This is a genomic window from Streptomyces sp. NPDC002825 (assembly GCF_040295385.1).
In the GTDB taxonomy this organism is placed as follows: domain Bacteria; phylum Actinomycetota; class Actinomycetes; order Streptomycetales; family Streptomycetaceae; genus Streptomyces.
Genome location: NZ_JBEOVH010000014.1, coordinates 42529 through 63389, shown reverse-complemented (window position 1 = coordinate 63389; position 20861 = coordinate 42529). Strand labels below are relative to the sequence as shown.

The window sequence follows — 20861 nt, the reverse complement described above, 5'->3', positions numbered from 1 at the left end:
CCACCCGTACACCCGCGGGGCGCCCGTCTCCGGACGCCCCGGCCGTGAGGTCCCTCCGACAGCGGTCCCGGACGGTCAGGACCAGTCGCAGGCCTTGCCGTCGCCGTCGCGGTCGAGACCCGAGCGGTAGCCGGGCTGGCCGGCGTAGATCGGGGCCTTGCCGGCGGCGCGGACGGCGTCGCAGTTCTTGTAGTAGGCGGCGCCGTCGCCGTCGGAAGACCCTCCCGAACCGCTTCCGCTTCCGTCTCCGCTTCCGTGGCGGTTCGGGTCCGGCTCCGGGTTCAGCCGGGCGTAGTCCTCGGAGGGGCAGGACAGGCCGGGCCGGGCCAGGGAGAGCCGTACGGTCATGTACTCCGGCCGCTCGATGTCCTCGCCCGCCTCCGGGTCCTGGAAGCAGATCCGCCAGTCGTCGTGACGGGCCGCCAGGTCGACGTCCGTGTACACACTGGCGCCCTGGATCTCGCTGAGGCCCGCCTTCCGGAGCGCCGCGGAGCCGGCCGCGAAGGTCTTGCCGACGACGTTCGGCACCTTGGGGAAGACGACGGCGTCACCGTCCCGGGCCGGGCAGGGGCTGCTCTTCTGGACGACGGCGAACTCGATCCCGATCCGCCGTCCTTCCTCGGTCGTGGCGGTCTCCCCGGCGGCCGGCTCCTGGAAGCAGACCTTCCAGTTGCCGTCGACGAGCTGCATCTTGTCGTCCTCGGTGGCGTCGTGCGAACGCGCCCGGAACCCGGCCTCGTACGCCGCCTGCGACGCGGTCTCCAGGTTCTGGCCGGTGTAGTCGGCGACGACCCGGCGCACGGTGGGAGTCGGCGTGGGGGTGTACGGGGTGTAGGCCGGGAACCTGCTGACCTGCGGCTTGGCGTCGGCCACCGCGGGCTTGTCCGCCGGCGGATCGCTCGTGCCCACGGCCACGAACCAGACGGCGGACAGCACGGTCGCGAGCACCTTCCGTCCCGGCGACCAACGGCTCCGCCAGGCGAGGACGATGCCCAGGGGCGGCAGGAGGACGAGACAGAGGACGACGACCCCGGGCCGCCGCCACCGCGACTCCTCCCGAACCGGCCCCTTGCCCCCCGCGTCCCCCTTGTCCAGCGACACGCCCACGCGACCCTGCCCCTCCCTGACGACATCTCGGCGGCACACAGGGTATGACCTGCGTGTTCACCGTCCGCGCCCAGGGTGGGCCCGGTCAGTCGAGGCAGAACTCGTTGCCCTCGGGGTCGGTCATCACGATGTGCCCGGCGCTCATCGGCGGGGCGGGCTCGAAACGGCGCACCCGCTTCGCGCCGAGGCCGACGAGCCGGTCGCACTCGGCTTCGAGGGCGGCCATCCGCTCCTCCCCCCGGAGTCCGGGGGCGGCACGGACGTCGAGGTGGACGCGGTTCTTGGCGACCTTGTCCTCGGGCACCTGCTGGAAGAACACGCGCGGGCCCGTGCCGTCCGGGTCCTCGATGGCCGACCGCGAGTTGCGCTGGTCCTCCGGCACGCCGACCCGCGCCAGGAACTCGTCCCAGGCGGCCAGCGGGTCGGCGCCCTCGGGCAGCTCCACTCCGGGCGGGCCGGGGTGGACGTAGCCCAGCGCGTCCCGCCAGAAGGAGGACAGGGCCCGCGGGTCGTGGGCGTCGAAGGTGACCTGGAAATGACGGCTCATTCGTTCGGCTCCGTTCGTAGCGGCTCGCGAAGCGACCGTACCGAAGCCCACTGACACCGGCCCGGCGGAACACCCGGCCACCGAGCGCGGCGTCCGAATTGCGCCAGCGGTACGGTGCCGCGCCGGGCGAACCTGTGGGCATGAGCACCTACTCCGCCCGCCCCGTCCCTCCCTCCGCCCTGGCCCGGCTGCGGGTCACCGACGACGCCGGCCGCGCCTGCGTGCCGTACACCGCCACCGACGGCGGCCATCCCCTCCGCTGCTGCCTGCGCCTCTCCGAGCCCGGCGAGCGGATCGCCCTCGTCTCGTACGCGCCGCTCCGCCGCTGGGCCGCCGAGACGGGTGCCGAGCCCGGCGCGTACGACGAGCAGGGTCCCGTCTTCGTCCACGCCGAGGACTGCGGCGGCCCCGCGCCCTCGGAGGCGTACCCCTTCTCCCGTGCCGGCGCGCTCCGCACCCTCCGCCGCTACGACGCGGACGGCAGGATCGTCGGCGGCCGGCTCCTGGAACTCCCCGAGATCCCCGCCGAGGGCTTCGACAAGGCCCTCGCCGAGGCCTTCGCCGACCCGGCCGTCGCCCTCGTGCACGTCCGGGCCGTCGAGTACGGCTGCTTCCACTTCGAGGTCCGGCGTCCCTGAGCGCTACCTTCCGGGGGTGTCGCACAGGGCCCGGTCGACGAGGGCACCGGCCGCCCTCTGCTGCCGGACCGTCCTGCCGAGGTCGTTGAAGCTGGTGGTCAGGGACACCGTGACGGTGCGGCGGCCGTCGTCGGTGGCGCCGTCGAGGGTGATGTAGCCGGCCTCGCCCCCTTCGTGGCTCCAGTAGCTGCCGCCGCAGCTCAGGGGGAGCTCGACCAGTCCGAGGCCGTAGCGTCCGCCGGGCCAGAACACCTCGAACTCCTCGGGGACCGGGACGGTGTGGCGCATCTCGGCCAGGCGCGCCTCGGAGAGCAGCTCGCCGCCGAGGAGCCCTCGGAAGAAGCGGTTGACGTCGGCGGTGGTGGAGACGTAGCCGCCGAGGTCGGGGACGATCTGCTCGGTGACGTCGGTCCGTTCGCCGCCTGCGAAGACCTGGTAGCCGCGGGCGTGCGGGCGGCGCAGGGTGGGCGTGGCGCCCGGGAGGTACGTGTGGTGCATGCCGAGCGGTCGCAGGATCCGGCTCTCGACCTCCTCCCGCCAGGGGCGGCCGGTGACCTCGTCGACGATCAGGCCGAGGACGACGTAGCCGGTGTTGGAGTAGCCCCAGCCGGTCCCGGGCTCGAAGTCCGGACGGTGCCGCACGGCCCGGGCGACGAGCTGTTCGGCGGTGTACGTGTCGTAGCGGTGCCGGTAGTACTGCTGCGGGGTGTCGAAGCCGGGCAGGTCGTCGTGGAGGCCGCTGGTGTTCTGCAGCAACTGACGGATGGTCATCTTCCGTCCGTCGTTGCCGTTTCCGTCGATCAGACCGGGCAGTCGGCGGCCCACCGTGTCGTCGAGGGACAGCCTGCCCTCGTCGACCAGCTGCAGGATCACCGTGGCCATGAGTGCTTTGCCGGTGCTGGCGATCCGGAAGTGGCCGTCGCGGGGCACCGGGCGTTTCGTACCGGCCGCGGCGACTCCGGCGGTGGCGACCAGGTCCCGGCCGGAGGCCGTGGTCACCCGCGCCTGGACGCCGGTGATGCCGAGGGCCAGGAGGGCCTCGGTGTCCCGGCGCAGGTCGTCCTGCCGGTAGCCGGGCGGAGAGGCCGCGGACGCGCCGTCGGAGGACGGGGCGGTCATGGCGGCCCCCGCGGTGGCGAGTACGGCCGCCGCCGCGAGGGCCGGCCAGGTACGGCCGATCCGGCGGTGGCGCCGCGGAGCTGAGGGCGGGGTGGTGGATGTCATGCCCGGCACGCTAGGGAGGCGTCGCCTCCCAAGTCGCTGCGGCGGACGACCGGTTGAGACCTACAGCAGGCTGTAGTGCCGTCCGGGGTGCCGGGGACGTACGGTCCCTTGCGGAGGGCCGGCTCCGGTCCCGTACCCACCGAACGAAGGCGAGCCCTGTGCACCGCGTCACCGGCGAGGCCCGCGCACGGTCGGTCGAGACCTGGCGCGCCGGACGCTATCTGCTCGGCACCCTGGCGACCGCGACGGTGACGCTCGTGGCGGCGCCGCTCCTGTGCGTGCCGTCCCTGTCGGCCGCCTGGGCGGAGCGCCACCGCCGGCGTGCCGGGGCGCTGCTCGGCCGGCCGGTGCAGCCGGGTCCGCGGGCTCGCCGCCGCGATCTGGCGTGGCTCGTGGTGCAGGTGGCGACCGGGCTGCCCGCCGGCGTGGTCGCCCTGCTGTGCCTGGGCAATCTGCTCCTCACCGTCCTGGTCGCCGTGGGGTGGTGGGCGTTCCCCGCGTCGGATCCGCCACGGCTGCTGCTGCTCGACGTCCCGGTCGACGGCTGGGTCCCCGCGCTGACGGCCGACCTGGCGCAGCTCGTCCTCCTCGCGGCGCTCGCGGTCCTCGTCCTGCCGCGGCTGGCCCGGGTGCACGCGCGGTGTTGTCTGGCGGTCCTGGCGCCGTCTCCGGCGGAGCGGCTGGCCGCGCGCGTCAGCGAGCTCACCCGGACGCGGGCGGACGTGCTGCGGGCGCACGGGGCGGAACTCCGCCGGATCGAACGGGACCTGCACGACGGCACCCAGGCCCGGCTCGTGGCCATCGCCATGCGGCTCGCGGTGGCCGAGGAGACCCTCCGCCGGGAGCCGGACGCGGCCGCCGCGCTCGTAGGGCAGGCGCGGGCGGAGACCGAGGAGGCGATGACCGAGCTGCGTTCCGTCATCCGCGCGATCTACCCCCCGGTCCTGGCCGACCAGGGTCTCGTGGGCGCGCTGGGCACCCTGGGCACGAGGGCCGGTGTGCCGACCCGCATCGGCGTCGGCGAGCTCGGCGAGGTCCCGGCCGCGGTCGAGGCCGTCGCGTACTTCGCGGTCACCGAGGCGCTGGCGAACATCGCCCGGCACAGCGGCGCCGGCGAGGCCTCGGTCCGGGTCGTCCGGCACGGCGCGCTGCTGTGCGCGGAGGTCAGCGACGACGGGCGCGGCGGGGCGGACGCGTCCCGGGGCAGCGGCCTGGACGGGATCCGGCGCCGGGCCGCCGCCCTGGACGGCACCATGAGGATCAGCAGCCCGCCGGGCGGGCCGACCGTCATCACCGTGGAGCTGCCGTGCGTGTAGTCATCGCCGAGGACAACGTCCTGCTGGCCTCGGGGCTCGAACTCCTCCTCGGCTCCCGGGGCTTCGAGGTCGCCGCGATCGCGGACGACGCCCCCGGCTTCCTGGCCGCCGTCGAGGCCCACCGGCCGGACGTCACCATCGTCGACGTACGGCTGCCGCCGACCTTCCGCGACGAGGGGATCCGCGCCGCCCTCCAGGCCCGCCGCGAGCGCCCCGGACTTCCCGTCCTGGTGCTGTCCCAGTACGTCGAGCAGGAGTACGCGGGCCGTCTCCTCTCCGACACCGGCGGCGGGATCGGCTATCTCCTCAAGGACCGGGTGAGCCGCATCGCGGAGTTCACCGAGGCGCTGCGCCGGGTGGCGGCCGGGGGTACGGCCCTGGACCCGGAGGTCATCACCCAGCTCCTCGCCGTCCGCGGCGACCCCGTCGAGTCGCTCACGCCCCGGGAGCGCGAGGTGCTGGCGCTGATGGCCGAGGGTCACGACAACGCGGGCATCGCCGAACGGCTGTTCGTCACCGAGAACGCCGTGCACAAACACGTCGGCGGAGTCTTCCTCAAACTCGGCCTCTCCCCCGGCGACAGCGGCCACCGCCGCGTCCGCGCCGTCCTGACCTGGCTCCGCCGACACGGCGGCCCGGAGCCCGCTCGAACGAAGAAGGGCCCCTGACCAGGCGGAAACCTGTTCAGGGGCCCTCCCCACGTGGGCCGACAGACGAGTCGGGCTGTACGCCGGGTTCTGTGCCCCGGGACCTCGCGGTCGTCGGGGCGACGGCCATCCATCTAGGACCGGCGTTGCCGCCGGCCTCCTGCGGTCTACCCGCGGACTCGGGCGAGCAGCCCTCGAACATCCGCGCAGGGACACCGGGGTGTCCCCTCTTGACCTTGCTCCGAGTGGGGTTTACCTAGCCGCCTGAGTCACCTCAGGCGCTGGTGGTCTCTTACACCACCGTTTCACCCTTACCGAGGACCGAGGTCCCCGGCGGTCTGTTTTCTGTGGCACTGTCCCGCGGGTCACCCCGGGTGGCCGTTAGCCACCACCCTGCTCTGTGGAGCCCGGACGTTCCTCGGGAAGATCCGAGGATCTCCACGCGGCCGTCCGCCCGGCTCGTCTGCCGTGCCGACCATGCTACCTGCCGATTCGGAGGAGGCCGGCCGTCGCCAGGTCGAAGGCGAAGGGAGCGGGAACGGGGAGGGGCTTGCCGAAGGGCACACCGTGGTGCGTCCTGCGGGTCCGGCAGGGCGTGCGGCGTGGACGTGCGGGTGCCGGTCGGGCGGACGCTCACGCGGGCGCGAACAGGACCTTCGCCCTCCCCGGGTCCGCTTCCGACAGCCTGACCCGCAGCCACTCCCCCAGCGGCAGCTTCGCCTCGCCGCCCTCGATGCGGGCGACGACCGCCGGGTCCTCCAGGTGGACGGTGCCGACGGCCGGTTCGCGTTCCTTCACGTCGATGACGTAGGCGTCGAAGACCTCGCCGATCCGCTCCCTCAGGAGCGCCGCCTCGACGATGTCGACGCTCTCGCGTTCGACGGTGTTGGCGCGGCGGGCGCCGGTGGCCATCGCGTCGGGGAGGGCGGGCAGGGCGGACCGTACCCACTCGGGCGGTTCGTCCCCGGCGACCGCCGCCACGCACAGCTCGCCCGCGTACCGGTCGACGAGCCGGCGCAGCGGCGCGGTGCAGTGGGTGTACTCGTCGGCGACGGCGGCGTGGACGGCGGGGCTGGGGACGTGGCCGTCGGTGAAGACGGTGTAGCCGGCGCCGCGCAGAAGGGTGGTGCACTCCTGGAGGAAGGCGGCGTGGCGCGGATTCGTGGGGTCGGCGGAGCGGACGACGTCGGCGTACGAGACGTGGTGCGGCCAGTCGACGCCGAGGGCCTGGGCGGAGCGGCGCAGCCGGGCGACGGCCCCGTCGGGCGCGGTCGGCAGGGTGCGCAGGATGCCGGTGCCGGCCGCGGTCATGAGGTCGGCGGCGGCCATGCCGGTGAGGAGGGAGATCTGGGCGTTCCAGGCGTCGGCGGGGAGCGGTGCCCGGTATTCGAGGCTGTAGGTGTGGTCCCGTTCGACGATCTCCTGCTCGGGGACGTTGAGGGAGATTCCGCCGCGCTCGGCTTCGAGGGCTTCGCGGAGGCGGCCGATGTCCCGGAGGAGGGCGAGGGGCTCTTCGGCGGTTCCGTCGTCGATCCGTCGCTGCACGCCCGCGTAGTCGAGCTTGGCGCGGCTGCGGACGAGGGCGCGGCGGACGTCGGTGGCGACCCGCCGTCCCTCGGCGTCGAGGTCGATGCGCCAGAGCAGGGCGGGGCGGGCTTCGCCGGGGAGGAGGCTGGCGGCACCCTCGGAGAGGACGGGCGGGTGGAGGGGGATCCTGCCGTCGGGGAAGTAGAGGGTGAGGACCCGCCGGTGGGCCTCCGCGTCGAGCGCGCCGCCGGGGGTGACGAAGGCGGCGACGTCGGCGATGGCGTAGTGGACGCGGTAGCCGCCGTCGGCCCGGCGTGCCAGGTGCATGGCCTGGTCGAGGTCGGTGGAGGTGGGCGGGTCGATCGTGAAGAGGGGGAGGTCCGTGGCGTCGTACGTGGGGAGCCGGGGGGCCTTCGCGGCGGCTTCCGCCTCGGCGAGGACGGCGGGCGGGAAGTCCTCGGGGATCGCGAGCTCGGTACGGAGTGCGCGCAGGGCGGCCCGCAGCGGAGCCTCGGCTGCGCCGGTCACGTGGATGTGGCGGCGGGGCATGGACCGAGCGTATGAGCTGGGGCAGGGCGCGGCACCTCGTAGGCTGGACGACCGGGGCCGCACCCCCACCCCCCGTACGGACGAAGGAGAACCACCGTGCTCGTGCTGTTGCCGCCCTCCGAAGGCAAGGCCTCCTCGGGGCGCGGGGCGCCGCTGAAGCCGGAGTCGCTGTCCCTGCCGGGGCTCGCGGAGGCGCGGGCGGCGGTCCTGGACGAGCTGGTCGAGCTGTGCGCCGCCGACGAGGAGAAGGCGCGCGAGGTGCTGGGCCTGAGCGAGGGTCTGCGCGGCGAGGTCGCGAAGAACACGGAGCTGCGGACGGCGGGCGCGCGTCCGGCCGGGGAGATCTACACGGGCGTGCTGTACGACGCGCTGGGTCTGGCGACCCTGGACGCGGCGGCCCGGAAGCGGGCGGGGGACTCGCTGCTGGTGTTCTCGGGCCTGTGGGGCGCGGTGAAGGTGACGGACCGGATTCCGTCCTACCGCTGCTCGATGGGCGTGAAGCTGCCGGGGCTCGGTGCGCTGGGCGCGCACTGGCGGGGCGCAATGGCCCCGGTGATGCCGGAGGCGGCCGGGGACGGACTCGTCCTGGACCTGCGCTCCTCGGCCTACGCGTCGGCGTGGAAGCCGAAGGGGGAGCTCGCGGCCCGGACGGCGACGGTGCGGGTGCTGCACGCGCCGACCCGGAAGGTGGTCAGCCACTTCAACAAGGCGACCAAGGGCCGGATCGTGCGGAGCCTCCTGGAGGCGGGCGCGGAGCCGGCTTCGCCCGCGGAGCTGGCGGAGGCGCTGCGGGACCTGCGGTACGTGGTGGAGGAGGGCGGGAGGGCGGGCGCCCTCGACGTGCTCGTGGACGAGATCCACTAGTACGCATTGCACCCTCCGCAACGCTCGTTGCGGGTGACGCTCGCCGTGGGCAGGATGACGCCCATGTCCTCGACGAGCGTGTTCGGCCTTGCCCCGGGATGCCGCGTGGTCCCCGTCGTCGTGATCGAGGACGCGGCCGACGCCGTGCCGCTGGCGCGAGCCCTGGTGGCAGGCGGGCTGCCGCTCGTCGAGGTCACCCTGCGCACCCCGGCCGCGCTCGACGCCGTCCGCGCGATCGCGGCCGAGGTGCCCGAGGCGGTCGTCGGGGCGGGCACCGTGGTCTCGCCCGCCGGGGTCGCGGACGCGGTCGGCGCGGGGGCGCGGTTCCTGGTGAGTCCGGGGTGGACCGCCGGGCTGCTCGACGCGATGCGGGACTCGGGCCTGCCGTCCCTGCCCGGCGTGTCGACGGCCTCGGAGGTCGTGGCACTCCTCGAACGCGGGGTGCAGGACATGAAGTTCTTCCCGGCCGAGGCGGCGGGCGGCGTCCCGTATCTGCAGTCCCTCGCGGGCCCGCTCCCCCGGGCCCGCTTCTGCCCCACGGGCGGCATCTCCCCGGCCTCCGCCCCCGCCTACCTCGCCCTCCCGAACGTCGGCTGCGTCGGCGGTACGTGGATGCTGCCGCCCGACGCCCTCGCGGCCCGCGACTGGGCCCGCGTGGAGTCCCTCGCCCGCGGGGCGGCGGAGCTGTGCGCGCCCGTCAGCCGGTGAACCTCACGCTGAGGTGGTCGGTGACCGGGCGGTAGCCGAGGCGCTGGTACAGGGCGTTGCTGGTGGGGTTGGCCAGGTCCGTGAAGAGCAGGACCTGCTCGACGCCGGCGGCGAGCGCGGCGCGGCTGACGGCGTCGGTGGCACCGGCGGCGTACCCCCGGCCGCGCTCGGCGGGCGGGGTGTAGACGAGGTGGACGCGGGCCTGGCCTTCGATCGTGCGGGAGACGGCGGCCATCGAGACGGGGTGCCCTTCGGGCGCTTCCCAGAGCCACAGCCGACCCTCGGAGATCCGCTCGGAGACGAAGCCGGTGTAGTCCTCGGCGGGCTCGTCCCCGATGGCCACCGCGAAGTCCCGCGTCCAGGCGGCGACGAGCGGGACGTCGGCCTCGGTCGCGAGCCGGGCGCGGCCCGCCGGGGCCGGGTCCGGCGGGGCCGGCTCACCGAGACGGAAGAGCCGCATGCGGCCGGTGGGCGTCCAGGGGCGGCCGGTGGCCTCCGCGTACGCCTCGACGGCGGTGGTCTCGCCGCGCACCACGGTCGGCTCCTCGGCGCCCGGGAACGCGAGCGCGCCGGCCGGCTCCTTGGGCTCGGGGAACTTGGTCCCCGGGGACGCGAGCGCACCGGCCGGCTCCTGGGACCCGGGGGACGCGAGCGCACGGGCCGCCTCCTGGGGCATGGGGAGCGCGAGCGCGCGGGCCGCCTCCTCGGTCATGGTTCCGAAGGAGGGCCCGCCGGGCGCGACCACGACGACGCCGGTGACCCGGCCGTCCGCCTCCTCCCACCAGCCGAGCCGCCCGGCCGTGTCCATGAGCGTGAGCACGGCGGTGTTGCGGGCCGGTTCGGCGGCGAGGTGCGCCGCCGCGGCCGCCCGGAAGGCGGCGGCGCTGTCGGTGAAGGACCACGTCATGCGGGTGATGGTGGTACGGGCGCGGGCCCCGCCGCCACCGGTTTGCGCGCTATCTGAGGTGCGAGGTGTCGTTGAGGAGCCGTACGGAGGCGTTGCCGTCGGCGTAGTAGGCGACGGCCGAGATCGAGGCGGCCGACAGCTCCATCCGGAACAGCGACTCCGGAGGAGCGCCGAGGGCGAGCCGGACGAGGGTCTTGATCGGCGTGACGTGCGTGACGAGGAGGACCGTACGGCCCGCGTACGCGGCGGCCAGCCGGTCCCGGGTCGCGGCGACGCGCCGGGAGACGGTCGCGAAGCTCTCGCCTCCGCCGGTCGGCGCGGCCTTCGGGGAGGCGAGCCAGGCGTCGAGGTCCGACGGATACCGCTCGCGGACCTCGCCGAACGTCAGCCCCTCCCAGGCGCCGAAGTCGGTCTCGCGCAGGCCCTGCTCGATCCGTACGTCGAGGCCGAGGCGGGCGGCGACGGCGCCGGCGGTCTGCCGGCAGCGGGTGAGGGGCGAGCTGACGATCTCCTGGATGGTGCCGCGTGCGGCGAGCGCCTCGGCGACGGCCTCTGCCTGCCGCAGGCCGGCCGCCGACAGCTCGGGGTCGCTCCCGCCGCTCCCGGAGAACCGCTTCTCGGGGGTGAGCGCGGTCTCGCCGTGCCGCAGCAGTACGAAGGTGGCCGGCGCCCCCATGTCGGGGCCGGCCCAGCCCTGGCGGGGCGGCGCGGCCGCCGCGGGCGCGGCGGTGGCGGGCGCGGCCCCGGTGCGGACATCTGCCGGAGCGGGCGCACCGGCCTGCGCGGCGGTGGCGGGCGCGAGCCCGGTGCCCACCGCTGCCGGAGCGGGCGCACCAGCCGGCGCCGTCGGCGCCTGGGTGCGCGCCACGTGGCCGACCGGGGCCAGGGCGCCCGCCTCGGCCTCGAAGTCGCCGGAGGCCACCGAGGCCGCGACGGCCTCTTCAGCGGCGAACAGGCCGTCGTCCGGGGCCGCCGGGCGCGCCACGGCACCCGGCCAGGCGCCCGAGCCCGTACCGGCGCCACCGACAGGGGTCTCGGGCCCCGCGGCAGTCGTCGGCGCGGAAGCGGCCAGGGCAGCTCGGGCTCTCGCCGCGCCCGCCGTCGCGTCGCCGGGAGGGCCCGACGGGGGCGGGGTCGCGGCGTTGCGGGCGGCCGCGGCGTCCAGGCCCGCCGTGGAGGCGGACGGCTCCCACTGGCGGCCCCGCTTGCCCGCGTCCATCGCCTCGTTCGCGAGCCGGTCCGCGTGCTTGTTCCGCTCGCGCGGGATCCACTCGTAGCGGACCTGGCCGGGCGGGAAGACCCGGGCGGCCTCGGCCGCGAGCGGCTTCATGTCCGGGTGCTTGATCTTCCAGCGGCCGGACATCTGCTCGACGACCAGCTTGGAGTCCATCCGGACGTGGACGGTGGCGTCCGGGAACAGCTCCCGGGCCGCCTTCAGGCCCGCCACCAGGCCCTTGTACTCGGCGACGTTGTTCGTGGCCACGCCGATGTACTCGGCGGCCTCCGCGAGGGTCTCCCCCGTCGCCGGGTCGAGGACGACCGCGCCGTACCCGGCGGGCCCCGGGTTGCCCCGGGAGCCGCCGTCCGCCTCGACCACGAGTTCGCGCATTACAGGCCGGACTCCGCGGTGCGGACCAGGATGCGGCTGCAGTTCTCGCAGCGGACGACCTTGTCGGGCGCGGCAGCGCGGATCTCGTTCACCTCGGTGATGTCGAGCTCCAGGCGGCAGCCCTCGCACCGGCGCTGGTGGAGCCGGGCCGCGCCGACGCCGCCCTGCTTCTCGCGCAGGCGGTCGTACAGCTTGAGCAGGTCCTCCGGGATGGCGCCGGCGACGAGCTCGCGCTCCTTGCCGACGGTCGCGGCCTCGGCGTCCAGCTCGGCCTGGGCGGCGTCGCGGCGGGCGGTGGCGTCGTCGACCTTGGTCTGGACGGCGGCGACCCGCTCGGTCAGCTCGGCGAGGCGCTCCTGGACCGACTCGCGGCGCTCCATGACCTCCAGGACGATCTCCTCGAGGTCGCCCTGGCGCTTGGCGAGGGAGACGATCTCACGCTGGAGGTTCTCCAGGTCCTTCGGGGAGGAGACGGCGCCGGAGTCGAGCCGCTGCTGGTCGCGCGCGGCGCGCTGGCGGACCTGGTCGACGTCCTGCTCGGCCTTGGTCTGCTCGCGGCCGCAGTCGCTCTCCTCGGTCTGCGCGGCGACGAGCAGGTCGCGCAGCTGGGTGAGGTCCTTGGTCAGCGCCTCGATCTCGGCGTGCTCGGGCAGCGACCTGCGCTTGTGCGCGAGCTGCTGGAGGCGGACGTCCAGGGCCTGGACGTCGAGGAGGCGGATCTGGTCGGCGGGCGCGGCGTTCAGTTGGGGGCTCCAGGGGAGGTGTGGTGGGAGGACCAGGGGTCGGTGACCGTCTTCGAGACGTGGACGCGGAGGTCCCAGCCGTGGCGGTCGGAGATCTCGTCGAGCTGGGCGGCGGCCTGCTCGCACCAGGGCCATTCGGTGGCCCAGTGGGCGGCGTCGACCAGGCCCAGGGGCGACTGCTGGGTGGCCTCGGAGACCGGGTGGTGGCGCAGGTCGGCGGTGAGGAAGGCGTCGACGCCTGCGGCGCGGACGGCGCCGAACAGGCTGTCGCCCGAACCGCCGCTGACGGCGACGCGGCGCACGGTCATGCCGGGGTCGCCGGCGACGCGGATGCCCTGCGCGGTGGCGGGCAGCCGCTTGGCGGCGCGGGCGGCGAACTCGGCGAGGGTCTCGGGGTGGTCGAGCTCGCAGATCCGGCCGAGGTTGTTCTCGGGGACGAGGGGCCCGGTGACGCGGAGGTCGAGCGCGCCGGCGAGGGCGTCGGAGACGCCGGGGTCGGCGGTGTCGGCGTTGGTGTGCGCGACGTGGAGGGCGATGTCGTTCTTGATGAGGGTGTGGACGACGCGGCCCTTGAAGTGGCCGGCCGCGACCGTCGTCGTACCGCGCAGATAGAGCGGGTGGTGGGTGACGATCAGGTCGGCTCCGAGGGCGATCGCCTCGTCGGCGATCTCCTGGACGGGGTCGACGGCGAAGAGCACACGGGTGACCTCGGCGTCGGGGTCGCCGCAGACGGTGCCGACGGCGTCCCACGACTCGGCTCGCTCTGGCGGCCAGAGGGCGTCGAGCTCGGCGATGACTTCAGACAGACGGGGCACGGAGGAAAGGCTACCTGTCTCCTCTTTGCGCCTAAACCGGCGCCGCTCTCGCGGATGTGGCGGGCCGCCGTCGGGGTTCCTCGATCGATGGTTGCGGCCTCTCCGCCGAAAGACCCCTGGCGCCGGTCGACGCCAGGGGTTCCGCCGGCTACTTCACGAGGTCGGCGCGCAGGTCGTCGAGGACGCTGTTCGCCGCCGTGACGCCGAGGCCGAGGTACCAGGTCTCGTCCGGGACGTCCTTGGCCTGGCCGGCCTTGACGGCCTTGAGGTTCTTCCAGAGCGGGTTGGCCTGGGCGGTGTCCTTCTTGGCGGCCTTGGCGTCGCCGTAGACGCCGGTGAAGATCCAGTCGGCGTCGGCCTCGTCGATCTTCTCGGGGCTGATCTCGGCCGCCAGCTCGTCGATCTGCTGGTTCTTGGGCCGGGGCAGGCCGGCGTCCTCCAGGATCGTGCCGATGAAGGAGGCCTTGGCGTAGAGGCGGATCTTGCCCGGGAGGTAGCGGACCATGGAGATGGTCGGCTTGTTCGGGCCGATGTCCGTACCGAGCTGCTTCGCCTTGGTCTCGTACGCGGCGAGCTTCGCCTTCGCCTCGGCGGTCCTGTCGAGCGCGGCGGCGTTGAGGAGGTAGTTCTCCTTCCAGGTGAAGCCCGGGCGGATGGAGAAGACGGTCGGCGCGATCTTCGACAGCTCGTCGTACTTGTCGGCGGCGCGGAGCTGGCTGCCGAGGATGAGGTCCGGCTGGAGGTTGGCGATGGCCTCCAGGTTGAGGTTGTTGATGGTGCCGACGGACTTCGGGGTGCCGGCGTCCTTCGCGAGGTAGCCGGGGATGCCGTCGTCGCCCTCGGAGGGGGCGTAGCCGACGGGCTTGACGCCGAGGGAGACGACGTTGTCGAGCTCGCCGACGTCGAGGACGACGACCCGCTTGGGCGCGGCCTTGAGTTCGGTCGTGCCGAGGGCGTGGGTGAGGGTCCGCGGGAACTGGCCGGGCTTCGCGTCGGTGCCCATGGCCGCGGTCTTGGCGGCGGCGTCACCGAAGTCCTTGCCGCCGGTGGCGACGTCCTTCTTCTTGGCCGTGTCCTCCTTCTTGGCGGGGTCGGCGGAGGACCCGTCGCCCCCTCCGCAGGCCGCGAGCGAGAGCGCGGCGGCGAGGGCGACGACGGCGGCTGTGCCGCGGCGGCGGAGGGACATGAGAAGGCTCCTGTACGGGTCGTCCTGGCGGGGACACGGGCACGTCCTGACGGAGGCACAAGCTCCGCTTAGGTTCGCCTTACCTTACTCACCACGGGCCACTCCAGCACAACCGCCCCCGCACCCTCAGCCGAACCGCCGCAGGGCCACCCTTATGTGTGAAGTGACCCTGCTCGTGTTGTTCGGCTGGAAGTGCGAAAACTAGCTTCGTGGCCGGAGGTGACGAGTCGATGACAGCGTGTGCCATCGAGACCCCGGCCGAGGACGACGACCGCGACCGCGGCGCGGCCTGGCCGGCGGGGTTCACGATCACGGCCAACGGCGCGTACGCGGCCAGGCTCGCGGGCGCCGGTGACGCCCTGTACGTGGAGAGGTGGACGCTCGACGGCCCCGAGCCGTACGCCGTCCCGCTCCCCCTCGACCAGCCGGAGGAGGCGGGCACCCAGCTGCTGCCGCTCGCCGACGGCCGGGTCCTCGTCGCCCGTCGCGTGGACGGGCGGCGGAACACCTTCTCGCTGCTCTACCCGACCGGCCCGGCCACCGGCGAGCTACGGCTCGGCGCGGTGGAGGCGCCCGGCTCCGAGCACCTCGTGCTGCTGCCGCCCTCGCCGGACGGCATCTGCGCGTACGCCATGTGCGTCGGCCCCGACACGACCACGCTGTGGCTGGTGGCGGGCGGGGCCTTCGGCCCGGAGCAGGTGGCGGAGGTCAAGGGCCGCTGCACGGGCGGGGTGTGGCTCGACCGCACGGGCCGGATGCTCGCCCTCGACCGGCGGCTCGACGGCGGTCCGGTGAAGGCGGTCGCCGTCGACCTGGAGCGGGGCGGGGAGGTGACGCCGCTGCTCCAGATCACCGAGGAGAGCGACGACCGGCTGCTGCTCGCGGACCCGGACAGCGGGCTGCTCCTGATCCGCTCCGACGCGCCGTCCCCGGGGCACGACCGGCTCGGCTGGGGCGTGCTCGGGTCCCTGCTGCCGGTGCGGTTCCCCGAGTGCCTGCGGCTCGACGACGCGGCGGTGACGCCGTTCGCGGTGCAGCCGGGGCAGGTCCTGGTGCCGGAGAGCTGCGCGGTGGCGCTTCGGATCGACGCGGCCGGCGGCAGCTGGGTGGGCACCTGGCAGCCCTCGTCCCGCCGAATGGCCCAACTGGCCGTACCCCAGGGCTGGCTGGCCGGGGCGGGCCTGTGGACGGCCGGGGGCGTGCTGCGGCTGCCGTACGCGACGGCCGAGGTGCCGTGCGGTCTCGCCGCCCTGGAGCTGCCGCCGGAGCCGGATCCCGAGCCCGTGGTGGTCGTCGAGGAGCCCCGGGTGTGCCGTCCGGTGCCTCTGCAGCAGGCTCCCCTGACGGACCGCAAACCCGCTGGCTAGACTCACGGCCGCACATCAAGAGCAAGACACACGGGGTGAGTTCCAGCATGTCCGAAGCAAGCACGCAGGGTACGGAGCCGGCCGGCTCCGGGAAGCACCGCGGTCAGGCCTCGCCGGCGGAGGACTCCACGTCCTCGCCGCACGGCCGGCACCGCCGCGAGGCCGACGCCCACGCGCGGTAGACAGCGGCACGAGCCGTGGAAGCAACACGAGCAGGGCCCCGGGGTCTCCCCCGGGGCCCTGCTCCTTCCCCACCACCCCCGTGGCTCAGCCCTTCTTCAGACCCAGCACCTCCGTCGCCGCGAAGGTCTCGCCCGCCGGGCGGGACGCGTAGTGCGGGGTCAGGAGGGAGTCCAGCTCCTCGTACGTGAACGCCTCCTTGGCCGTGTCGAACGTGGCCGACACCTTCGGCCGGTCCACGACCGCCACCATCCCGCCGTGCACGACGAGCAGCTGCCCGTTGACCCCGGCCGCCGCCGGGGACGCCAGGTAGCCGACGAGCGGCGCCACGTGGTCCGGGGACAGCGGGTCGAGCTCCCCCTCCCCCGGTTCGCCGAAGCCGGCGAAGACGTCCTCCGTCATCCGGGTCCTGGCGCGCGGGCAGATCGCGTTGACCGTCACGCCGTACCGGGCGAGCGCGAGCGCCGACGAGGTCGTCAGGCCCACGATGCCGCCCTTGGCGGCCGCGTAGTTGGGCTGTCCGGCCGAACCCGCGAGGAAGGCCTCGGACGAGGTGTTGACGATGCGGCCGTAGACCCCGGTCTCGCCCGCCTTGGCGCGGCCCCGCCAGTGCACCGCCGCGAAGTGGGTGGTGTTGAAGTGGCCCTTGAGGTGGACCCGTATCACCGAGTCCCACTCGTCCTCGCTCATCGAGAAGACCATCCGGTCGCGCAGGATCCCCGCGTTGTTGACCAGGACGTCCAGCTTCCCGAACTCGGTCACCGCCAGGTCGACCAGGCCCCGCGCCGTCTCGAAGTCGGAGACGTCGCCGAGGTGCGCGACCGCCCGGCCGCCCGCCGCGCGGATCTCCGCCGCGACCTCCTCGGCGGGGGCGGCGGAGGCCTCGCCCGAGCCGTCGCGGCCGGGCTGCCCGTAGTCGTTGACGACGACGGCGGCGCCGAGCCGGGCCAGTTCCAGGGCCTCGGCGCGGCCGAGACCGCGTCCGGCGCCGGTGACGATCGCGCTCAGCCCCTCAAGAGGGAGTGACATCGGTCGGGTTCCTCTCAGATCTCGATGCAGGTACGGAGGGCGGCGCCGGTCCGCATCTGCTCCAGGGCCTCGTTGATGCCCGCCAGCGGGACCCGGTGGGTGATGAGCGACTCCAGGTCGATGCGGCCGGCCCGCCAGAGCGCGATGGCCCGCTCGTACGAACGGAGCACGTCCCCGCCGCCGTACATCGAGGGCAGGATGCGCTTCTCGTCGAAGAACAGCTCGAACATGTTGAGCTGGAGGAAGTCGTCGAGGGCGCCCGCGCCGACGACGCAGAGGGTGCCGCCGCGGCGGGTCGTCTCGTACGCGGTGCGCGCGGTGGCGGACTTGCCGACGACCTCGAAGACGTAGTCGAAGCCCTCGCCGCCGGTGATCCGCTGCTTGGCGTCGGCGAGCGCGTCCGGGGCGACGGCCTCCGTGGCGCCGAACCTGAGGGCGGCCTCGCGGCGGGACTCGACGGGGTCGACCGCGACGATCTGGGCGGCGCCCTGGAGCTTGGCGCCCTGGATGGCGGAGATGCCGACGCCGCCGCAGCCGATGACGGCGACCGACGAACCGGCTTCCACCTTCGCCGTGTTGATGGCGGCGCCGAGTCCGGTGGTGACGCCGCAGCCGATGAGGGCGGCGATGTCGAAGGGCACGTCGTCCGGGATGGGGACGGCGCAGCCCGCGTCGACGACGACCTCCTCGGTGAAGGTGCCGGTGCCGGCGAAGCCGAAGACGTCACCGCCGGGGCGCTTGAAGTTGGGGATGCCGGCGTTCATGAAGCCGGCCAGGCACAGCTGGGTCTGGCCGCGCCTGCAGGCGGGACAGCTGCCGCAGGCGGGCAGCCAGCAGAGCAGGACCCGCTGGCCCTGGCTGAGCCCGGTGACGCCGTCGCCGACGTCGAGGATCTCGCCGGCGCCCTCGTGGCCGGGGATGAAGGGGGCGGGCTGCGGGAGGACGCCGCTCATCGCGGAGACGTCGGAGTGGCACAGGCCGGTGGCCCTCACCCGGATCCGCACCTTGCCCGGGCCGAAGCCCACCGCCTCGACGTCGTCGAGGACTTCGAGTTTGTCCTGGCCGATCTCGTGCAGTACGGCTGCGCGCATGGTGCGGCTCCCTCCGGAATGGATCTACGAGTGTTCGACGAGGGTGTCGGCGAGGACCGGGGCGTCGTCGCGCTCCACGGCCGTCACCGCCACCTGGACGCGGCCGTCCCCGGCCCACATCCGGATGCGCAGGGTCTCGCCCGGGAAGACGACCCCGGCGAAGCGGGTGCGGTACGAGCGGACGCGGGTCACGTCCCCGCCGAGCACCGTGTCCACGACCGCCTTGAGGGTCATGCCGTACGAGCAGAGGCCGTGCAGGATCGGCCGGTCGAAGCCCGCGAGCTTGGCGAACTCGGGGTCGGCGTGCAGCGGGTTCCAGTCGCCGGAGAGCCGGTAGAGCAGGGCCTGCTCCTCGCGGATGGGCCGCTCGACGGTGGCGTCGGGCTCGCGGTCCGGCAGCGCGAGGCGCTCGGAGGGCCCGCGGTCGCCGCCCCAGCCGCCCTCGCCGCGTACGAAGATCGAGGCGTCGCTCGTCCACAGCGGGCCGTCCTCGTCGGCGGCCTCGGAGCGCAGCACGAGGACCGCGGCCTTGCCCTTGTCGTAGACGGCGGCGACGCGTGAGGTGGAGACGGCGCGGCCGCCGGTGGGCAGCGGGCGGTGGAGGGTGATCGACTGGCCGCCGTGCAGGACGGCGGCGAGGTCGATGTCGATGCCGGGGGCGGAGAGCCCGCCGACGACCCCCATGCCGGCGCCCGCGACGGTGGCGAAGCTGGGCAGGACGTGGAGTCTGGACTCCAGGGTGTAGCGGAGCTCGTCGGGGTCGGTCGCGGGGACGCCCGCCCCGAGGCCCAGGTGGTAGAGCTGGACGTCCTTGTGGTCCCAGGAGATCTCGGCGCTGCGGGGTTCCGCGGCGACGGCCTTTGCGGGGTCGATGGGCATCGGGCTGCTGCTCCTTGTGGCGGGTGGAGACCTCGGCGCGGCCGTCCGCACCGTCGACCGCACCGAGGCCGTGCGGGACCGTCCCGTACGCGCCGGATCCGTCGAGATCTAGAACGCGTTCCAGTTCGGTGACCCATGTATAGCGGAGGGGAGGGGGGTTGGGAACCCCTCCTGACGGTACGTCAGATGCGTGGCCCAGGACATTTGTCACGGCCGGGTCCGTACATTCACGCCTGCCGGACCCCCGGCCCCGCTCCGTAGCGTCGGGGACATGAAGAACGAGACAGCGGTCGCCTTCACCGGAGTCACCCGGTCCTTCGGACCGGTCCGCGCCGTGGACGGCATCGACCTCACCATCCGGCGCGGCGAGACCGTCGCCCTGCTCGGCCGCAACGGCGCCGGCAAGTCCACCACCATCGGCCTGCTCCTCGGCCTCGACGAGCCCGACGGCGGCGAGGTGCGGCTCTTCGACGGCACCCCCGCCCGGGCCGTCGCCGCCGGCCGGGTCGGCGCGATGCTCCAGGACGGCCGCCCGGTCCCCCGGGTCACCGTCCGCGAGCTCGTCGCCTTCGTCGCCCGCACCTACCCCGCGCCCATGCCGGTCGCCGAGGCCCTCGCGCTCGCCGGCCTCACCGAGCTCGCCGACCGCCGCGTCGACCGCCTCTCCGGCGGCCAGGTGCAGCGCGTCCGCTTCGCCGTCGCCCTCGCCGGCAACCCCGAGCTGATCGTCCTCGACGAGCCCACCGCCGCCCTCGACGTCGAGGCCCGCGAGGTCTTCTGGGAGTCGATGCGGGGCTACGCCCGGCGCGGCAACACCGTCCTCTTCTCCACCCACTACCTGGAGGAGGCCGACGCCAGCGCCGACCGGATCGTCGTCATCGACTCCGGCCGCGTCCTCGCCGACGGCACGAGCGAGCAGCTCAAGCGCGCGGCCGGCGGCAGCCTCGTCTCCTTCGACCTGGCCGGCGCCCCCAGCGAGGGCCTGACCCTGCTCCCCGGCGTGACCGCCGTCGAGATCCGCGGCGACCGCGCCCGGCTCCACAGCGACGACTCCGACGCGACCGTCCGCGCGCTCGCCGACCGGAACGCGATCCGCGGCCTCGAAGTCGCCCCCGTGTCCCTCAACGACGCCTTCCTCACCCTCACCGCGCACGCCCCGGCCGCGCAGGCCCCCGCACTGGAGACGACCCGATGATCACCGAGTACGTACGCCTCGAAGTCCGCCGCACCCTGCGCGACACCGGCTTCGCCATCGGCACCATCGCCGTCCCGGTGATGATGTACCTGCTCTTCACCAACCTCGGCGGCCAGAACGAACCGGAGTGGAAGGCCGCCTCCATGGTCGGCATGGCGGCCTACGGCGCGCTGGGCGCCGCCCTGTCGATCGGCACCGGCGTCGCCGAGGACAAGGGGTCCGGCTGGCTGCGGCAGCTGCGGATCACCCCCATGTCCCCGCGCCAGGTCGTCACCGGCCGCGCGCTGACCGGCTCCGTGGTGGTGCTCCCGGCGATCCTCGGCGTCCTCCTCGCCGGCGGACTGTTCAACGGCGTCCACCTGGCGGCCTGGCAGTGGGCCGTGGTCACGCTCACCCTCTGGCTCGGCTCGCTCCCCTTCACCTTCCTCGGCATCGGCAACGGCTACCGCCTCACCGCGCAGACGACGGGCGTCGCGAACATCGCCTGCAACCTGGGCCTCGCGGTCCTCGGCGGGCTGTGGTTCCCGGTGAGCCTCTTCCCCGACTGGCTGCGCTCCCTCTCCGCCTACACCCCGACCAACCGCTTCGCCGAACTCGGCGTCTCGGTCACCGAGGGCCACGCGCCCGGCGCGGCGGCCCTCGCGGTCATCGTGGTCTGGGCGGCCCTGTTCGGCGGCTACGCGGCGGCCTCGTACCGTCGGTCGGCACGGACCGCATGAGCGAGCAGGATCAG

General features: G+C 74.2%; 21 protein-coding genes and 1 other RNA gene. 9 read left to right on the top strand and 13 right to left on the bottom strand.

Annotation, left to right across the window (positions count from 1 at the left end; genetic code table 11):
* Window positions 1–75 precede the first annotated feature (75 nt).
* Together ABT041_RS19560 and ABT041_RS19555 are read right to left on the bottom strand one after the other, a co-directional pair.
* Window positions 76–1107, bottom strand: coding sequence for an excalibur calcium-binding domain-containing protein (locus ABT041_RS19560; RefSeq protein WP_351186015.1), 1032 nt, complete (start codon window positions 1105–1107; stop codon window positions 76–78).
* An 85-nt stretch (window positions 1108–1192) separates the two neighbouring features.
* Window positions 1193–1654, bottom strand: a complete 462-nt coding sequence (locus tag ABT041_RS19555; protein WP_351186013.1) for a VOC family protein — start codon at window positions 1652–1654, stop codon at window positions 1193–1195.
* Between the two features lie 140 nt (window positions 1655–1794).
* On the opposite strand from ABT041_RS19555, the gene ABT041_RS19550 reads away from it, so the two are divergent.
* A complete protein-coding gene (locus ABT041_RS19550; RefSeq protein ID WP_351186011.1) occupies window positions 1795–2292 on the top strand; it encodes a DUF1203 domain-containing protein in 498 nt (165 codons plus the stop codon).
* A gap of 3 nt (window positions 2293–2295) precedes the next feature.
* On the opposite strand, the gene ABT041_RS19545 is transcribed toward ABT041_RS19550, so the two are convergent.
* The gene (locus ABT041_RS19545; protein ID WP_351186009.1) at window positions 2296–3516 is read right to left on the bottom strand and encodes a serine hydrolase domain-containing protein; all 1221 of its coding nucleotides are present in this window, start codon (window positions 3514–3516) and stop codon (window positions 2296–2298) included.
* A 158-nt stretch (window positions 3517–3674) separates the two neighbouring features.
* Between ABT041_RS19545 and ABT041_RS19540 the strand changes: the two genes are divergently transcribed.
* Window positions 3675–4832 carry a sensor histidine kinase gene (locus ABT041_RS19540; protein ID WP_351186007.1) on the top strand — a complete coding sequence of 386 codons (1158 nt, stop codon included), beginning with the start codon at window positions 3675–3677 and terminating at the stop codon, window positions 4830–4832.
* Window positions 4823–5500 (top strand): response regulator, encoded by a 678-nt coding sequence (locus tag ABT041_RS19535; protein WP_351186005.1) that lies wholly within the window; start codon window positions 4823–4825, stop codon window positions 5498–5500. Before ABT041_RS19540 ends, ABT041_RS19535 begins: the two co-directional genes overlap by 10 nt.
* Window positions 5501–5542: 42 nt before the next feature.
* On the opposite strand, the gene rnpB is transcribed toward ABT041_RS19535, so the two are convergent.
* An RNA gene (rnpB, locus tag ABT041_RS19530) (RNase P RNA component class A) lies at window positions 5543–5941 on the bottom strand.
* 171 nt (window positions 5942–6112) lie between these two features.
* Window positions 6113–7555 carry an RNB domain-containing ribonuclease gene (locus ABT041_RS19525; RefSeq protein ID WP_351186003.1) on the bottom strand — a complete coding sequence of 481 codons (1443 nt, stop codon included), beginning with the start codon at window positions 7553–7555 and terminating at the stop codon, window positions 6113–6115.
* A gap of 96 nt (window positions 7556–7651) precedes the next feature.
* Here ABT041_RS19525 and yaaA point away from each other — a divergent pair, with 96 nt between their 5' ends.
* Together yaaA and eda are read left to right on the top strand one after the other, a co-directional pair.
* A complete protein-coding gene (gene yaaA, locus ABT041_RS19520) occupies window positions 7652–8419 on the top strand; it encodes a peroxide stress protein YaaA (RefSeq protein ID WP_351186001.1) in 768 nt (255 codons plus the stop codon).
* A 63-nt stretch (window positions 8420–8482) separates the two neighbouring features.
* Entirely contained in the window at window positions 8483–9127 is a 645-nt protein-coding gene (gene eda, locus ABT041_RS19515) for a bifunctional 4-hydroxy-2-oxoglutarate aldolase/2-dehydro-3-deoxy-phosphogluconate aldolase (RefSeq protein ID WP_351185999.1), read from the top strand.
* On the opposite strand, the gene ABT041_RS19510 is transcribed toward eda, so the two are convergent.
* The 5 genes from ABT041_RS19510 to ABT041_RS19490 form a co-directional block, all read right to left on the bottom strand.
* Entirely contained in the window at window positions 9117–10034 is a 918-nt protein-coding gene (locus ABT041_RS19510; protein WP_351185997.1) for a GNAT family N-acetyltransferase, read from the bottom strand. The two genes, eda and ABT041_RS19510, sit on opposite strands and share 11 nt — an antisense overlap.
* Before the next feature lie 49 nt (window positions 10035–10083).
* Window positions 10084–11643, bottom strand: coding sequence for a bifunctional RNase H/acid phosphatase (locus ABT041_RS19505; RefSeq protein ID WP_351185995.1), 1560 nt, complete (start codon window positions 11641–11643; stop codon window positions 10084–10086).
* On the bottom strand, window positions 11643–12386 hold the full coding sequence (locus tag ABT041_RS19500) for a zinc ribbon domain-containing protein (RefSeq protein ID WP_351186235.1): 744 nt from the start codon (window positions 12384–12386) through the stop codon (window positions 11643–11645). Before ABT041_RS19500 ends, ABT041_RS19505 begins: the two co-directional genes overlap by 1 nt.
* Window positions 12383–13201, bottom strand: coding sequence for a Nif3-like dinuclear metal center hexameric protein (locus ABT041_RS19495; RefSeq protein ID WP_351185993.1), 819 nt, complete (start codon window positions 13199–13201; stop codon window positions 12383–12385). The genes ABT041_RS19500 and ABT041_RS19495 overlap by 4 nt, the downstream gene beginning before the upstream one ends.
* A gap of 148 nt (window positions 13202–13349) precedes the next feature.
* A complete protein-coding gene (locus ABT041_RS19490; protein ID WP_351185991.1) occupies window positions 13350–14387 on the bottom strand; it encodes an ABC transporter substrate-binding protein in 1038 nt (345 codons plus the stop codon).
* A 230-nt stretch (window positions 14388–14617) separates the two neighbouring features.
* On the opposite strand from ABT041_RS19490, the gene ABT041_RS19485 reads away from it, so the two are divergent.
* A complete protein-coding gene (locus ABT041_RS19485) occupies window positions 14618–15754 on the top strand; it encodes a hypothetical protein (RefSeq protein ID WP_351185989.1) in 1137 nt (378 codons plus the stop codon).
* A 47-nt stretch (window positions 15755–15801) separates the two neighbouring features.
* Complete coding sequence (locus ABT041_RS19480; RefSeq protein WP_351185987.1) at window positions 15802–15936, top strand: hypothetical protein; 135 nt, start codon at window positions 15802–15804, stop codon at window positions 15934–15936.
* Between the two features lie 85 nt (window positions 15937–16021).
* Here the strand turns inward: ABT041_RS19480 and ABT041_RS19475 are convergent, their stop codons facing one another.
* The 3 genes from ABT041_RS19475 to chsH3 are packed head-to-tail and all read right to left on the bottom strand — an operon-like array spanning window position 16022 to window position 18933.
* Window positions 16022–16963, bottom strand: coding sequence for a 3-oxoacyl-ACP reductase (locus tag ABT041_RS19475; protein ID WP_351185985.1), 942 nt, complete (start codon window positions 16961–16963; stop codon window positions 16022–16024).
* Window positions 16964–16977: 14 nt separating this feature from the next.
* On the bottom strand, window positions 16978–18054 hold the full coding sequence (locus ABT041_RS19470; protein ID WP_351185983.1) for a Zn-dependent alcohol dehydrogenase: 1077 nt from the start codon (window positions 18052–18054) through the stop codon (window positions 16978–16980).
* A 24-nt stretch (window positions 18055–18078) separates the two neighbouring features.
* On the bottom strand, window positions 18079–18933 hold the full coding sequence (gene chsH3, locus ABT041_RS19465) for an enoyl-CoA hydratase ChsH3 (RefSeq protein WP_351185981.1): 855 nt from the start codon (window positions 18931–18933) through the stop codon (window positions 18079–18081).
* A 271-nt stretch (window positions 18934–19204) separates the two neighbouring features.
* Here chsH3 and ABT041_RS19460 point away from each other — a divergent pair, with 271 nt between their 5' ends.
* The gene (locus ABT041_RS19460) at window positions 19205–20128 is read left to right on the top strand and encodes an ABC transporter ATP-binding protein (RefSeq protein ID WP_351185979.1); all 924 of its coding nucleotides are present in this window, start codon (window positions 19205–19207) and stop codon (window positions 20126–20128) included.
* The gene (locus ABT041_RS19455; RefSeq protein WP_502976531.1) at window positions 20125–20847 is read left to right on the top strand and encodes an ABC transporter permease; all 723 of its coding nucleotides are present in this window, start codon (window positions 20125–20127) and stop codon (window positions 20845–20847) included. The genes ABT041_RS19460 and ABT041_RS19455 overlap by 4 nt, the downstream gene beginning before the upstream one ends.
* Window positions 20848–20861: the final 14 nt, after the last annotated feature.

What these genes read in the sequence shown, in the direction of transcription:
- chsH3 (WP_351185981.1), bottom strand. Translation starts at nt 18,933, where the DNA reads ATGCCCATCGACCCCGCAAAGGCCGTCGCCGCGGAACCCCGCAGCGCC.
- ABT041_RS19475 (WP_351185985.1), bottom strand. Translation starts at nt 16,963, where the DNA reads ATGTCACTCCCTCTTGAGGGGCTGAGCGCGATCGTCACCGGCGCCGGA.
- ABT041_RS19455 (WP_502976531.1), top strand. Translation starts at nt 20,125, where the DNA reads ATGATCACCGAGTACGTACGCCTCGAAGTCCGCCGCACCCTGCGCGAC.
- ABT041_RS19460 (WP_351185979.1), top strand. Translation starts at nt 19,205, where the DNA reads ATGAAGAACGAGACAGCGGTCGCCTTCACCGGAGTCACCCGGTCCTTC.
- ABT041_RS19510 (WP_351185997.1), bottom strand. Translation starts at nt 10,034, where the DNA reads ATGACGTGGTCCTTCACCGACAGCGCCGCCGCCTTCCGGGCGGCCGCG.
- ABT041_RS19480 (WP_351185987.1), top strand. Translation starts at nt 15,802, where the DNA reads ATGTCCGAAGCAAGCACGCAGGGTACGGAGCCGGCCGGCTCCGGGAAG.
- eda (WP_351185999.1), top strand. Translation starts at nt 8,483, where the DNA reads ATGTCCTCGACGAGCGTGTTCGGCCTTGCCCCGGGATGCCGCGTGGTC.
- ABT041_RS19490 (WP_351185991.1), bottom strand. Translation starts at nt 14,387, where the DNA reads ATGTCCCTCCGCCGCCGCGGCACAGCCGCCGTCGTCGCCCTCGCCGCC.
- ABT041_RS19470 (WP_351185983.1), bottom strand. Translation starts at nt 18,054, where the DNA reads ATGCGCGCAGCCGTACTGCACGAGATCGGCCAGGACAAACTCGAAGTC.
- ABT041_RS19485 (WP_351185989.1), top strand. Translation starts at nt 14,618, where the DNA reads ATGACAGCGTGTGCCATCGAGACCCCGGCCGAGGACGACGACCGCGAC.
- ABT041_RS19505 (WP_351185995.1), bottom strand. Translation starts at nt 11,643, where the DNA reads ATGCGCGAACTCGTGGTCGAGGCGGACGGCGGCTCCCGGGGCAACCCG.
- ABT041_RS19555 (WP_351186013.1), bottom strand. Translation starts at nt 1,654, where the DNA reads ATGAGCCGTCATTTCCAGGTCACCTTCGACGCCCACGACCCGCGGGCC.
- ABT041_RS19545 (WP_351186009.1), bottom strand. Translation starts at nt 3,516, where the DNA reads ATGACATCCACCACCCCGCCCTCAGCTCCGCGGCGCCACCGCCGGATC.
- ABT041_RS19550 (WP_351186011.1), top strand. Translation starts at nt 1,795, where the DNA reads ATGAGCACCTACTCCGCCCGCCCCGTCCCTCCCTCCGCCCTGGCCCGG.
- ABT041_RS19525 (WP_351186003.1), bottom strand. Translation starts at nt 7,555, where the DNA reads ATGCCCCGCCGCCACATCCACGTGACCGGCGCAGCCGAGGCTCCGCTG.